Raw genomic sequence first — 14,338 nt, forward strand, 5'->3', positions numbered from 1 at the left:
TGCGTGAGTGAGATCCCATGAGCCAATCCGACGATTTGTCCAAGCTGTTCCAGCGCTTTGGTGGCAAGGCGGAGTCATACAAAGAGATCGTGCGCGAAGACGCGGCGGATCAGGCGCGCGAGCGTTGGCCGCTGCTGACGTCCGTGCGGGTCGACCGCGCAGCCGTAGTGCCGCCCGTCCAGCCCGCCACGCCGCATGCGCGTGAGGTTGCCGGCCCGGCAACGGCACAGGCCGCTTCGCCTGCGCCGCTGTGGCGTGCTGCTCCGCCTGCCGGCGAGCTGCCGCCTGCGGCGGAGCCGGCTCGTGCCGCCGAGGCTCCGGCCGCCCAGAAAATCCCGGCTACCCCGGCGGCCACTGGCACGCCCGCCTCCGCGATGATGCCGCGCTTTCGCACGCCGGAAGGCATGGCGCCGGCGGCGTCGGCCTCGATGCCGCATTTAACGCAGGAAATTCCCGCCGCGCCGCCCGCGGCGGCAGCCGTAGCCAACCCGGCCGTTGTCCCTACGCCTCAGCCAGCCAGCATTTGGGCCCCTGCGGCTCCTGCGGCCGAGCCGGCTCGCGCCGCCGACACCGAGTTGTCCAAGGTGTTCGCCCGGCTGGAAGGCCGCCCGGAACCGGCCAGCACCAGCGAGCGCGCACCCGCGCGCCGCTCTTTTCTAGATCGGCTGAATCGCTCGTGAAGATTATTGCTGTTGTTTCGGCCAAGGGCGGCGTGGGCAAGACCACGCTGTCGGCCAACCTGGCCGAAGCGCTGGCCCTTGCCGGCGAGCATGTGCTTGCCGTGGACCTTGATCCGCAGAACGCGCTGCGCTTGCATTTCGGCATGCCGCCGCAGGAAGTCGCGGGGCATGCGCGCGCCACGCTGGCCGAAGAAGCGTGGCAGCAGAGCACGTACAAGGGCCGTTCCCGCGTGCTGGTCATGCCGTTCGGCTCGCTCAACGAGGTGGACCGCTCCGCGTTTGAAGCGCATCTTTCCACCCATCCGGGATGGCTGCGCGCCCAGCTTGCCGGACTTGGCCTGGGCCGCGACGATATCGTCGTGATCGACACGCCGCCGGGTCCGTCGCCTTACATGCGTCAGGCGCTGTCCTGCGCGCAGCTGTGCGTGATGGTGTCGCTGCCGGATGCCGCCTCCTATGCCACGATGCCCCTGATGGAAGACCTGATCCGCACCTATTGCGAAGGCCGGCCCGACTACCTGGGCCACGTGCTGGTGATCAACCAGGTCGACGTGAGCCGCCAGCTCGGCAAGGACGTGGTGCAGGTGCTGCGCGCCCAGCTGGGCGAGCGCGTGCTGGGCGTGATCCACCAGGACCAGGCCGTGGCGGAGGCGCTGGCCTACGACCGCAGCGTGCTCGAGTACAACCCTCACAGCCAGGCCACGCACGACCTGCAGCGCTGCGCTGCATGGGTGCGCCAGGCCCTGGCCGCCCACGGAGAAGCCGCGTGAAGCCAGCCAAGGCAAAAGCCGCCGCCGCGCCCAGGGGCGCGCGGGCCAAGGGCAAGGACATGGTCAAAAGCAAGGGCAACGACAAGCCCAACGCGCTCTCGGCCGCGTTGCAGCGTTTGGGCAGCGCCTTCGTCGAGCTTCCCCTCTGGGATAGCGCTGCGGCGCGGGTGCTGGCGTTGCTGGTCGGGCTGTTCATGTTTGCGCTGGTCATCACGGTGCCGCTGGATTTCTGGCAGCAGGTCGGGTTTGCCGCGGTGTGCTTCGGGCTGGCGATCTGGCTGAACCGGGTCAAGGGCCACCTCGCCACGCTGATGATGGTGATCCTGTCGATCGCGGCGTCCAGCCGCTATATGTACTGGCGCCTGACGGAAACGGTGGGCCTGGGCGGCTGGTTCGACACCGCCTTCGGCATCGGCCTGGTGCTGGCCGAGATCTACGCGTTCGTGGTGCTGATGCTGGGCTACTTCCAGACCGCGTGGCCGCTCAAGCGCCGCCCGGTGGGGATGCCCGCGGATAGCGCAAGCTGGCCCACCGTCGACATCTTCATCCCGACCTACAACGAGCCGCTGTCGGTGGTCAAGCCGACGGTGTTCGCGGCGATGTCGCTGGACTGGCCGCGCGACAAGATCAACGTCTACGTGCTGGACGACGGCCGGCGCGAGGAATTCCGCGAGTTCTGCGAGAAGGTCGGCGTGACCCACGTCACGCGTAACCACAATCGCCACGCCAAGGCCGGCAATATCAACGAGGCGCTCAAGGGCACGCACGGCGAGTACGTGGCGATCTTCGATTGCGACCACATTCCCACGCGCTCCTTCCTGCAGATCAGCATGGGCTGGTTCCTCAAGGATCCCAAGCTGGCCATGCTGCAGACGCCGCACTATTTCTTCTCTCCCGATCCGTTCGAGAAAAACCTGCGTACCTTCCAGGAAGTCCCCAACGAGGGCGAGCTGTTCTACGGCCTGGTGCAGGACGGCAACGACCTGTGGGACGCTACCTTCTTCTGCGGCTCGTGCGCCGTGATCCGCCGCGCGCCGCTGCTGGAAGTGGGCGGCATTGCGGTGGAAACCGTGACCGAGGATGCGCACACCGCGCTCAAGCTGCACCGCAAGGGCTATGGCACCGCCTACCTGGCGATTCCACAAGCCGCGGGGCTGGCAACGGAAAGCCTCTCCGGCCACGTCGGGCAGCGCATTCGCTGGGCCCGGGGCATGGCGCAGATCTGCCGGGTGGACAACCCGCTGTTCGGGCCGGGCCTGTCGATCCCGCAGCGGCTGTGCTACCTCAATGCCATGCTGCACTTCTTCTATGGGCTGCCGCGGTTGGTGTTCCTGACCGCGCCGCTGGCCTACCTGCTGTTTGGCGCCCACGTGATCCAGGCCTCGGCGCTGACCATCGCCACGTTCGCCCTGCCGCACCTGCTGCACGCGAACATGACCAACTCGCGCATCCAGGGCAAGTTCCGGCATTCGTTCTGGAACGAGGTCTACGAATCCGTGCTGGCGTGGTACATCATGCGGCCGGTGCTGGTGGCGTTCGTCAACCCCGCGGCCGGCAAGTTCAACGTGACGCCCAAGGGCGGCGTGATCGAGGAAGCCTACTTCGACTGGGTGATCTCGCGGCCTTACCTGGTACTACTGCTATTCAACGTGCTGGGCGTGGTGGTGGGTTTCCTGCGGCTGTTCCTGTGGAACCAGTTCGAGGCCACCACGGTGGTGCTCAACCTGATCTGGACGTTCTACAACCTGATCATTCTCGGCGCCTCCATTGCGGTGGCCAGCGAGACGCGCCAGATCCGCGTGGCACACCGGGTGGCGATGAAGCTGCCGGCCACGCTGCACTTCGCCGATGGCCGCACGCTGGTGTGCGAGACCATCGACTTCGCCGAGGGCGGCATCGGCATGCGGCTGCCGCCGGGCATGAAGGCGTCCGTGGGCGAGCAAGTGCAGATTTCGCTCTACCTGCAGAACGACGAGCACATGTTCCCCGCCAAGGTGGTGTTCCAGGGCGACACGCACACTGGCCTGGAGCTGGCGGAAATGAGCCCGCGCGAGGAGATGGCTTTCGTGCAATGCACCTTTGCGCGCGCCGACGCGTGGATCGATTCCTGGGGCCGCAAGCGGCCGGATGCGCCGGGCCTGGCCGCCGGCCAGATCCTGCGCATCGGCCTGCTTGGCTTCCATAACGTGATGTTCCACCTGGGGCGCGAGATGCGCCACCTGCTGCGCCGCCCAGAACCTGGCGCGTCTACCCGTTGATCGGCCTCGTCGGCTATGCGCCGCGTCCCGCAATGGTTCGGGACGGGGCTTGACCACGCACCGGACCACTGGCAAAAAATACAGAGAATGCGCTTGACCAAGACACCACGCCTGACCGATCGCTCGCCCGCAACCGCAACCGCGCGTGTGCCCGCCGCGACCCGCCTGAGCGTTCTTCGCGCTCGCCATGCTGACGGCGGCACCGGCCGGCGCCCAGCGCGCCGGCGTGCCCGATGCCACGCGCGACGCGGTTGCCGCGCAGTCGAGCGCCGCGGTGGCGCCGCAGGCCGCCGCCGCGCCCCGCGGCGGCGCGCGCACCGTCCAGATCACGCTCAAGCAGCTCGGCGCCACCGCGCCGTTCCAGCTGCGCGGCGTGGACGCCATCAACGGCGTGCCGTTCTCGATCCGCGCCGACGAGGTCGTGACCGCGGCGCGCCTGAAGCTGCGCTATACCTATTCGCCCGCGCTGATACCGGCGCTGTCGCATATCAACGTGATGGTCAATGGCGAGGTCGCCGGCACCGTGGCGGTGCCCAAGGACACCGCGGGCACCAGCCTTGAGCGCGATGTACCGATCGAGCCGCGGCTGATCACCGAGTTCAACCGCCTCAACCTGCAACTGATCGGGCACTACACCACCGATTGCGAAGATCCCTTCCACTCCAGCCTGTGGGCCACCGTTGGCAATAGCAGCGCGCTGGAACTGACGCTCACGCCGGTGGCGCTGGCCAACGACCTGGCGCTGCTGCCGCTGCCTTTCTTCGATCGCCGCGACATCGGCCGCCTGAGGCTGCCCTTTGTGTTCGCCGGCGCGCCGTCCATGGCCACGCTGGAAGCCGCGGGCACGGTCTCGTCGTGGTTCGGCGCACTGGCCGGCTATCGGGGCGCATCGTTTGCCGCCTCGCTCAACCAGGTGCCCGCCACCGGCAACGCGGTGGTGTTCGTCACCAACGAAGCAAAGCCTGCCGGCGTGCAGGTGCCTGCCATCGGCGGGCCGTCGATCGCGGTGGTGCCCAATCCGGGCGATGCGAACGGCAAGCTGCTGCTGGTGATGGGCCGCGACAGTGCCGAGCTGAAGACCGCGGCGCAAGCGCTCACGCTTGGCGCGCGTGCGCTGTCCGGGCAGAGCGCCACCATCAACAAGCTCGAAGACGTGGCGCCGCGCGTGCCCTACGACGCGCCCAACTGGATCCGCAGCGACCGCCCGGTGCGCTTCGGCGAGCTCGCCGAAGTGCGCGACCTCAATGTCTCGGGCTACAACCCGGACCTCGTGCGGGTGAATTTCCGCCTGCCGCCGGACCTGTTCGGCTGGCGCAGCAAGGGTATCCCGATCGACCTGAAGTACCGCTATACGCCGCGCCCGGTGGTGGACAAGTCCACCCTCAACATCAGCGTCAGCAACCAGTTCCTGCGCGCGTACGCGCTGCGCTCGGTCAAGAACCAGGATGGCCGAGCGAGCCAGCTGCTGGCCAAGGTAATGCCCGATGGCTCGGTGCCGGTCGATGAGCGCATCGACCTGCCGCTGTTCATGCTGCCCGCGCAGTCGCAGCTGCAGTTCCACTTCTATTACGATTACCTCAAGCAGGGCGCGTGCAAGGACGTGATGCTGGACAACGTCAAGGGCGCGATCGACCCTGACTCGACCATCAACATCACCGGCCTTGCGCACTTCATCGCGCTGCCGGACCTGGCCGTGTTCGGCAATAGCGGCTTCCCGTTCACGCGCATGGCCGATCTCTCCGAGACCGCGGTCATCCTGCCGGACAAGCCCGCCGCCGAGGACTACTCGACCTACCTTACGCTGATGGGGCGCATGGGCGAATCCACCGGATACCCCGCTACCGGCGTGGCCGTGAGCGGCGCCGCGCAGGTCGACAAGCAGGCTGCACGCGACCTGCTGGTGATCGGCACCACGCAGAACCAGCCGTTGTTTTCGCAGTGGGCCGAGCGCATGCCGGCGACGCTGGCCGGCAATGAAAAACGCTTTGCGCTGACCGACCTGGTATCGAGCGTGACGGGCTGGTGGAACGGCGCGGACGGCACACGCAACCGCCCGGTAGAGGCGCGCCTGTCGATCAGCAGCGCCAGCACCGATGCCGCGCTCAGCGCGTTCGAGTCGCCGCTGGCCTCCGGGCGCAGCGTGGTGGCCGTTACCAGCAACGCGCCGCAAGGCCTGCTGGCCATGACCGAGGTGCTGCTCGATCCCGACCAGGTCACCCACGTGCAAGGCAGCCTGGCACTGGTGCGCGGCAAGCAGATCGACAGCCTGGCGGCGCAGCAGAACTACTACGTGGGCACGCTGCGGCCCTGGACCTATGTGCAGTGGTGGCTTTCGCAGCGGCCGCTCGCCATGGTGCTGATGATCGGCGGCGCGGCGCTGCTGCTGGCGGCATTGATGTATCTGTCGCTGCGGGCACGCGCCGCGCGCCGCAAGCAGGGAGAGCGCCCGTGAGCGTGAACCGCATTCGCCGCCTATGGCTCACGCGCGTGCCCGGCCTGGGCGCGCTCGCGGCGCTGGGCGGCTGGCCTGCACTGGCCCATGCCGGCGCGCCGAAGATGCCGGCGCCGGCCGCCTGCGTGTGGCCGCTGTACCGGCAGTTCCTGTCGCGTTTCGTGCAGGCCGACGGTCGCGTGCTCGACCCGTCCACCAAGGAGCAGCAAAGCACCTCCGAGGGCCAGTCCTACGGCATGGTGTTTGCCCTCATGGCCAACGACCGCGCGACCTTCGACCGCTTGTGGCAATGGAGCGTTGCCAACCTCGGCGCGGGCAACCTGCTGGACAAGCTGCCCGCCTGGCAGTGGGGCCATCGGGCCGACGGCTCGTGGGGCGTGATCGATGCGAACCCCGCGTCGGATGCCGACTTGTGGTTTGCCTTCGCGCTGCTTGAAGCCGCGCGCTTGTGGAAGCAGCCGCGCTATGGCGAGCAGGCGCGCGCGCTGCTCAAGCTGGTGGCCAAGCAAGAGGTGGTGTCGCTGCCTGGCTTTGGCACCATGCTGCTGCCGGCCGCAGGGCTTGCCCAAGGCAACGCCGATGGCCCGCGCCAGTGGCGCCTCAATGCCAGCTACCTACCGGTGCCGTTGCTGCGCCGCCTGGCCGCAGCCGAGCCGTCCGGCCCGTGGGGCACGCTTGCCACGCAGGCCGGCAAGCTGGTTGACGCGGTGGCCAGGCAGGGCATCGTGCCCGACTGGTCGGCCTACCGCAGCGACGCAGCCGGCACCGGCTTTCTCACCGACCCGGACAAGGGCGATGTCAGCAGCTACGACGCGATCCGCGTCTACCTGTGGGCCGGCGTGACGCCGCGGCCGGCGTGACGCCGCGCAGCGACACCGCTGGCCGCATGCTGATGAAGGCGCTGGCGCCGCAGGCGCAGCGCATGGCGGGACGCGCCGCACCGCCCGAGCGCATGCACGCGGACAGCGGCGCCGTGGATGGCGACGGTCCAACGGGCTTCTCCGCCGCGCTGGTGCCGTTCCTGCAGGCGGCCGGATCGCCTGCAGCCGCGGTGCAGCGCACCCGGGCCGAGACGATGATCGACTCCGCCACGGGCAAGTCTGCCGCTACGTATTACGACACCGTATTGGGATTATTCGGCCTCGGCTTTGCCGAAGGCCGCTACCGGTTCGCGCCTTCGGGGCAACTGGAGCTGGAGTGGGAGAAGACATGTCGAACCGCAAGCGCCCGGCCATGAACGGACGCGCGAACACCCCCCGCTCGGCGAGCGGGCAGCGCATTGTTGCCCACGCCGTGCGCGGCAAGGGCCTGCGCGCAAAGACGCTGGTGCTGGGCCTGCTGACGGCGTTCGCCGCCGCCGCCACGGCGCAGGAAGACCCGGTCAAGCTGCTGGTGGACCAGGGCAAGTACTGGCAGGAACGCGGCCGCAGCGACCGCGCCGCCGAGGCGTGGCAGAAGATCCTGCGCCTGAATCCGGCCCAGCCCGAAGCCCTTTACGGCATGGGCGTGGCCGAAGCCGAAGCGGGCCGCCCCGATGGTGCGCGCACCTATCTGGAGCGCCTGAAGAAGGCTCAGCCCAACTCCCCGCTGGTGGCGCGCCTCACGCAGGTGATCAGCGCCGGCGGCGCAACCCAGCAGGTCGAGCAGGCACGCCAGCTGGCGCGCAGCGGCCAGAGCGAGGAAGCGGTCAAGCGCTATCAGCAAGCCGCGGGCGGCGCGGCGCCGCAAGGCAAGCTGGCGCTGGAGTACTACCAGACGCTGGGCGGCACGGCACAGGGCTGGGAAGAAGCCCGCAAAGGCCTGGAGCAGCTGGCCCGCGCCAATCCGTCTGACAGCCGCGCGCAGCTCGCGCTGGCGCAGCACCTGACCTATCGCGAGTCCACGCGCCGCGACGGCATCCGCCAGCTGGAGACGCTGTCTAAAAGCAGTGACGTAGCCGGCCAGGCCAGCGAGAGCTGGCGCCGGGCGCTGACCTGGCTGGGCGGCCGGCCGGCGGATGCGCCCCTGTACCAGGCATGGCTGGCAAGCCACCCCGACGACGCAACCATCCGCGCCAAGCTGGAAGCGGTCAAGGCCCAGCAGCAGCAACAGCAAGCCTCGCAAGCGGCCGGCGCCGCCGGCAACCCGGTGCGCCAGATCGTGCAGCAAGGCTTCGATGCGATGGATGCCGGCGACCTGGAGCGCGCCGGCGACCGGTTCCAGACAGCGTTGCAGGAGCGCCCCGGCGACGCCGACGCGCTCGGCGGCATGGGCGTGCTGCGCCTCAAGCAGGAGAAATTTGCCGAGGCGCTGGACTTCCTCGACCAGGCCGCCAAGCGCGGTGCCGGCGGGCGCTACCGCAGCGCGCAGAACAGTGCCACATACTGGCTGCTGTCCGAGCAGGCCAGCGCCGCGCGCGGCGCTGGCAACCGCGCCGAGGCGCGCAGCCTGCTGGAGCGCGCGGTCAAGCTCGACCCGCGCGAGCCTTCCGCCCAGGTGGCGCTGGCCGACGTGATGGCCGAGGAAGGCCAGTACGCCCCGGCCGAAGCCGCGTATCGCCGCGTGCTCAAGCAGCAGTCCGACAACCCCGACGCCACGCGCGGCCTGGTTGGCGTGCTGGCGGCGCAGAACAAGAGCGCGGAAGCGCTCGCCATCGTGCAGAATCTCACGCCCGCCCAGCAGGACAAGGTTGGCTCGCTGGGCAAGCTGCGCGCCGAGGAGGCCCGTGGCCAGGCCCGCGCCGCCTTGCAGCGCGGGGATACCGCCGGCGCGCGCCGCGCGCTTGAGGACGCCATGGCGGCCGACCCCACCAACCCATGGGTGCGCCTGGATGTGGCGCGCGCCTATGCGTCGATGGGCTTGAAGGAGCAGGCACGCAGCGTCATGGATGGCCTGCTGTTGTCCAATCCCAATATGCCGGACGCGCTGTACGCCAGCGCGCTGCTGTCCGCCGAAACCGGTGACTGGCAAAGCGGGCTTGACGCGCTGGAGCGCATCCCCCCGCAGAACCGCACCCGCGACATGGGCACCCTGCAGCGCCGCCTGTGGGTGCACGCTGAAGCCGACCGCGCCAGCGGGCTCGCCGCCGCTGGCCAGCAGGCCGCCGCACTGGGCGTGCTGCAGCAAGCCGAACGCTACGCCCAGCAAGACCCGGACCAGCTCGGCGCGCTGGCGCTGGCCTACGCCGATGCGGGCGACGAGGCGCGCGCGCTCTCGCTGATGCGCAATGTGATGGGCCGCACCGTGCGCCCGGATGTGGGCATGCAGTTGCAGTACGCCGCCATCCTGCTCAAGACCAAGCAGGACGTGGAGCTGGCCGGCGTGCTGCGCCAGCTTGCCAACGCGAGCCTGAGCAGCGCGCAGCGCCGCGACTATGACGACCTGCGGGTCGCCTACATCGTGCGCCAGGCCGATGCGCTGACCGAGAGCGGCGACCTCGTGGCTGCCTACGACATGCTGGCGCCGGCGCTCTCCGAGCGCCCCGGCAACAGCGCCGTGCGCGCCAGCCTGGCGCGCATGTACGCGCAGGCGGGCGAGAACAAGAAGGCCCTGACACTGTATGAGAGCGTGCTGGAGAAGGATCCGCGCAACCTCGACCTGATGCTGGCGGCGATCGGCACCGCCACCGCCGCCAAGGAATACAGCTGGGCCGAAGGCACGCTGCAGATGGCGCTGGCGCAGGCGCCCAAATCGCCCAAGGTGCTGACTGCCGCCGGGCGGCTCTACCGCGCCCAAGGCAAGACCTCGCGCGCCGCCGAGTACTTCCGCGCAGCCGTGGCAGCAGAGAACGCCGCGGGCATGTCCCCGGGCGGCGCGCGTGCGGACGGCGCAGGATTCGACCGCGTGCCGTCCAACCCGTTTGTCGGCCTGCCCGGTCAGCGCGGCAACTCGCAGTTGCCGCCGCCCGGGTCGCAGGCGCCGTACCCGATCGTGCCCGGCCCCACGCGGGCCGCGGCGGCGCCCCAGCCCGCGATGGCGCCCGCGCCGGTGATGATGAACACCGGCGGGCAGGTCTCGCAGCCCTACATCCCGGCACCGGTATTCGCTGCGGGGCAGGGCATGGCGCCGGCCATCCAGCCGCCGCAGGCCTACTATCCACAGCCGGCGCAGGCGCCCGTGCCAATGCAGGCGCCCGCCGGCACGCGCGGCAAGAATACGCGCGCGGCCAAGGCGCCCGCGCAGGCCTATCCGGCCAGCCAGGCTTACCCGGCCAACCAGGCTTATCAGGCAGGTCAGGCTGCAGGTCAGGCTTATCCCGCCTACCCAGCCAACGCGCAGGCCGCCCAGCAGCCGGGCGCGCCGTATCCTGTTGGGCAGCAGGCCGCGGCACCTCAGTATCCCGTTGCGCAATACGCCGCTCCGGCAGCCGTTGGCTACGCGGCGGCACCCGCGCCCGCCACGCCGGCGCGCCAGCCGATCGGCGCGCAGTCGCGCGCGCCCTGGCTGGCTGAAGCCGATTCGCAGGCCAACCCGAGCGGCCCCAAGACCGCGCAGCAGGAACTCAACGAGATCGAATCGCAGCGCACCAGCACGCTCGCCGGCGGCCCCGTGCTGCGTGGGCGCAATGGCGACTCCGGCATGAGCCAGCTCACCGAGATGCAGGTGGTGGCCGAGGCCAAGATGGCCGTCGGCAACGGCAAGCTGGTGGCGCGCGTGACCCCGGTCGCGCTGGACGCCGGCTCGGTCGGCAGCGACTTCAACAGCGCCTCGCGCTTTGGCGGCGGCCCGCTGGCTGTCCCGGTGGGCGGCGCGCCCGTCAACTCGGCCGGCACGCCGCTGCAGTCCACTTCCGCCGGGCAGCAGAATGCCTTTGGTGTGGCGCTGGGCGTGGCCTATGAATCAGACCGCATCAAGGCTGACATTGGCAGCACGCCGCTGGGTTTTCGCTACACCGACGTCAATACCGGCGTGCGCTTCAACCTGCCGCTGACGCAACGCACCACGCTGTCGCTTGGCGCCTCGCGCCGCCCCGTGACGGACAGCTTGCTGTCGTACGCGGGCGTGCGCGATGACCGCGTCGGCCTGCAGTGGGGTGGCGTGATGAACAGCAGCGGACGCGTCGACCTGGGTTGGGACGATGGCTACTTCGGCATCTACGGCTACGGCGGCTACGGCTTGCTGACCGGGCACGACGTGAAACGCAACACGCGCTGGGAAGGCGGTGGCGGGTTCTACCTGCGCCTGATCGACAACGCCGAGCAACGCCTGATGAGCGGCGTGAACTTCACCTCGATGGGGTACGCGGATAACTTGCGCTACTTCACCTTCGGCCAGGGCGGTTACTTCAGCCCGCAGACCTACTTCGCCGTGACCGTGCCGCTCTCGCTGGCGGGGCGCAGCGGCCGGCTGGCCTACAATGTGCGCGGCGCGTTAGGCATGCAGGCGTTCCGCGAGGATGCGTCGGACTATTTCCCGACCGATCGAGCGGCCCAGTCGGCGGCTGGCAATGCCGTCTATCCGGGCCAGTCCAAGACCGGCCTGGCCTACAATCTGGTTGGCTCGGTGGAATACCAGGCGGCCCAGCAACTGTTTGTGGGCAGCATGCTCGGCATCGACAACGCGCGCGACTATCGGCAGTGGTATGCCGGCGTTTATGTGCGCTACGCGTTGCAACGCCAGACCGGGCAGATCGCGTTCCCGCCGGTGGCACCGCAGTCCGCAGTTGGCCCTGCGCCATTCTGAGGGGCGCGCAACGATGAATCTATCAAGTGAAGCGCAGCCAGGCGGCTGCGCAAAGGAAGTCCATCATGGGTGAAGCAAAACAACGGGGCAGCCAGGCAGAGCGTGCCGGCCAGGCCCGCGCGCGGCTCGAAGGCATGCGGCCCGCGCAACTGGTGTGCGGCGCGTGCAAGACGGCGTTCAGTACCTTCGATGCCATCGATGCCCCCAACCTGCGCGGCATCGATGCCGTGTTTGGCGGGCAGTGCCCGAGCTGCGGCAACGATGTGCTGGTGTTCAAGGGCGAGCCTCAGGCCGTAGCGGATGCCATGGTGGCATGGGAGCGGATGATGGGCGCGGACACCAAGCTGGGCTATCAGTCGCGCGATGGCAAGCACGTGCCGTTCGAAGAAGGCAAGTAAGTCAGCCGAGTGAGCTAAGTCAGCTATCCAGCAGTTCCGGCGGCCCCATCTCGAAGCGGCCCCGGCCTGCCGCCTTGGCGCGGTAGAGCAGGGCGTCGGCCTGGCGCATCAAATCCTGGTCCGGCATTGGCGTGCCCTTGTAGAGCGCCACGCCAATGCTCACATCCACATCGGCAAACACGCCGTCGATGAAAAAGCGCCGGCTCACCGAATGCACGATGGCCTGCGCAATGCGCTGTGCATTGGCCGCGCCGCCGATATCCTCCAGTACCACCGCAAATTCGTCGCCGCCCAGGCGCGCCACCGTGTCGCGCTCGCGCACGCAGCGCTGCAGGCGCCGGCCGAAGGCCTGCAGCAGCAGGTCGCCGGTGATGTGGCCGTGGAAGTCGTTGACGGCCTTGAAGCGATCCATGTCCAGGTAGAGCAGCGCCATAAGCCGGCCGTCTTCGCGGCTGCGCCCCATGGCGGCCTGCAGCAATGCCTCGAAGGCGCTGCGGTTGAGCAGCTGGGTCAGGTGGTCGAGCCGGGAGATGCGCGATAGCCGCAGGGTTTCCAGCTTGCGCTGCGTCACGTCCTGCACATGCACGTGCACGCCCACCACGTGGCTGCCATCCGCGCTCCATTCGGGGCGCAGGCTGGTCTCCACGCAGTGGTACTCCGGATCGCATTCTTCGGTCTCGAAGGTCACCGCGGTGCCGGCCAGCGCTTTTTGCAGGAATGGCCGGGAGCGCGCATAGCGGGCGTCGCCAATCACCTCGCGCACAGTCATGCCGCGCAGCGCCTTCACCGTGATGCCAAAGGTCCGTTCGTAGGCGAGGTTGTTGAAGACATAGCGCTCGTCGGGCCCGATAAAGGCCAGCAGCGCGGGCAGCGTATCGGTGACTGCGCGCAACTGGCGCTCGCTCAGGTCAAGCTGCTCGCGGCGCTCGCGCACGTCATGCATCAGCTGCCCGAAGGCGCGCGCCAGATCGCCGATCTCGTCACGCTGCTGCGCCGGCAGTTTCTCGTAGGCCGCGAGGTCGTGCGCGCTGTCGCTTACCACCTGATGCAGCTGCGTGAGCGGCGCCAGCAGGTGGCGCAGCGTCAGCCAGATCAGCAGGGCCACCACCGCCAGCGACAGCAGCGCCAGCGCGAGGAAGCGCACCTGCATGGCGTGCAGCGGCGCGAATGCCTCCTGCGCGGGCAGCACCGCCACCAGTTCCCATCCGGTACTCTCCATCAAGTAGCGCGAGATCAGCGGCCTGGCGGGCGAGAGAAACTCGACACGGCTGCTGTTGTCGTCGACGCCGCAGGTGTCTCCCAGCGCGCGGGCTGGCCGCGTGGCCCTGGCCGGATCGGGGTGCCGCACATAGACTGGCATCCGCCCGCCCGATACCAGGCAATAGAAGCCGGTGGTGCCGAGCCGGTTGTGGGTGATCTCCACCAGGAAATTGGCGCTCGACAGATCAAGCCAGCCACCCAGCAGGCCGAGGAACTCGCCTTCTTTCGAGACGATGGGCGCGGCCACCAGCACGCCGGTTGCGCCACTGATGCGAGCGCGGATGGGCGGTGTGATCACGGGTTCAAGGGTGCGCGCGGCTTCGCGGAAATAGTCGCGGTCGGCAATGTTGACCGGCACGCCATCCTGGGCCAACACGCGGCCCTGGGCATCGGCCAGCATGAACGCATTGAAGGTGCCGGGCACGGGAATCCGCCGCTCCAGCAGCAGGCGCAGCTCGGCGGCGGGGCGGGAGAGCTCGCCTGCAAGCTGCGGCGCCACGTGGGACAGCAGGGTGATGCGGTCTTCCATGGCGGTGTCGAGCTGGTCCGCGGCGAGCTTGACGATGGAATCCTGCTGGTCTTGCAGCGCGGCGCGTAGGTCGTCGTGCGCGTAATAAAGGGATGCCAGCACGATGCCGGTGCCAAGCACGGCGGCGAGCGCCGTGGTAATCAGCGCGAGACGCGTCTTCAGGGAAAGCGAAACTTGGGGCATGCGAGCCGGCGGTGTCGGAGGACGGCACGCGCCTTCTGGACGGCCGGCCCGCAGGGTTGCCGGAAGTCGGGCTTCGGCAGGCTGCAGGCCCGCCAACCCTACCACAAGCGCTAGCCCCGCGCGAGTCCGGCAGGGGCGTGCGCGGGC

At 69.0% G+C, this 14,338-nt stretch carries 7 protein-coding genes and 1 pseudogene; 7 read left to right on the forward strand and 1 reads right to left on the reverse strand.

From position 1 onward, the window contains the following. The first annotated feature begins 17 nt into the window (after positions 1-17). From bcsP to OR16_RS16620, 7 genes and pseudogenes are all read left to right on the forward strand, one after another. Positions 18-680: a cellulose biosynthesis protein BcsP gene (gene bcsP / locus OR16_RS16590; RefSeq protein ID WP_006159098.1), complete on the forward strand. Its 663-nt coding sequence runs from the start codon at positions 18-20 to the stop codon at positions 678-680. Then, the gene (gene bcsQ / locus OR16_RS16595) at positions 677-1,450 is read left to right on the forward strand and encodes a cellulose biosynthesis protein BcsQ (protein ID WP_006159099.1); all 774 of its coding nucleotides are present in this window, start codon (positions 677-679) and stop codon (positions 1,448-1,450) included. The genes bcsP and bcsQ overlap by 4 nt, the downstream gene beginning before the upstream one ends. Before the next feature lie 59 nt (positions 1,451-1,509). Next, positions 1,510-3,708 carry a UDP-forming cellulose synthase catalytic subunit gene (bcsA, locus tag OR16_RS16600; RefSeq protein ID WP_043420059.1) on the forward strand — a complete coding sequence of 733 codons (2,199 nt, stop codon included), beginning with the start codon at positions 1,510-1,512 and terminating at the stop codon, positions 3,706-3,708. A 187-nt stretch (positions 3,709-3,895) separates the two neighbouring features. Then, positions 3,896-6,160 carry a cellulose biosynthesis cyclic di-GMP-binding regulatory protein BcsB gene (gene bcsB / locus OR16_RS16605; protein ID WP_006159101.1) on the forward strand — a complete coding sequence of 755 codons (2,265 nt, stop codon included), beginning with the start codon at positions 3,896-3,898 and terminating at the stop codon, positions 6,158-6,160. After that, positions 6,157-7,397 (forward strand): annotated as a pseudogene (gene bcsZ, locus OR16_RS16610) (cellulose synthase complex periplasmic endoglucanase BcsZ). Before bcsB ends, bcsZ begins: the two are co-directional and overlap by 4 nt. Continuing rightward, positions 7,370-11,821 carry a cellulose synthase subunit BcsC-related outer membrane protein gene (locus tag OR16_RS16615; RefSeq protein ID WP_006159102.1) on the forward strand — a complete coding sequence of 1,484 codons (4,452 nt, stop codon included), beginning with the start codon at positions 7,370-7,372 and terminating at the stop codon, positions 11,819-11,821. Before bcsZ ends, OR16_RS16615 begins: the two are co-directional and overlap by 28 nt. A 65-nt stretch (positions 11,822-11,886) precedes the next feature. Continuing rightward, positions 11,887-12,219 (forward strand): hypothetical protein, encoded by a 333-nt coding sequence (locus OR16_RS16620; protein WP_043420061.1) that lies wholly within the window; start codon positions 11,887-11,889, stop codon positions 12,217-12,219. Positions 12,220-12,238: 19 nt separating this feature from the next. On the opposite strand, the gene OR16_RS16625 is transcribed toward OR16_RS16620, so the two are convergent. Then, the gene (locus OR16_RS16625; protein WP_006159104.1) at positions 12,239-14,191 is read right to left on the reverse strand and encodes a sensor domain-containing diguanylate cyclase; all 1,953 of its coding nucleotides are present in this window, start codon (positions 14,189-14,191) and stop codon (positions 12,239-12,241) included. Positions 14,192-14,338: the final 147 nt, after the last annotated feature.

The sequence above is a fragment of the Cupriavidus basilensis OR16 genome (assembly GCF_000243095.1).
Classification (GTDB): domain Bacteria; phylum Pseudomonadota; class Gammaproteobacteria; order Burkholderiales; family Burkholderiaceae; genus Cupriavidus; species Cupriavidus basilensis_D.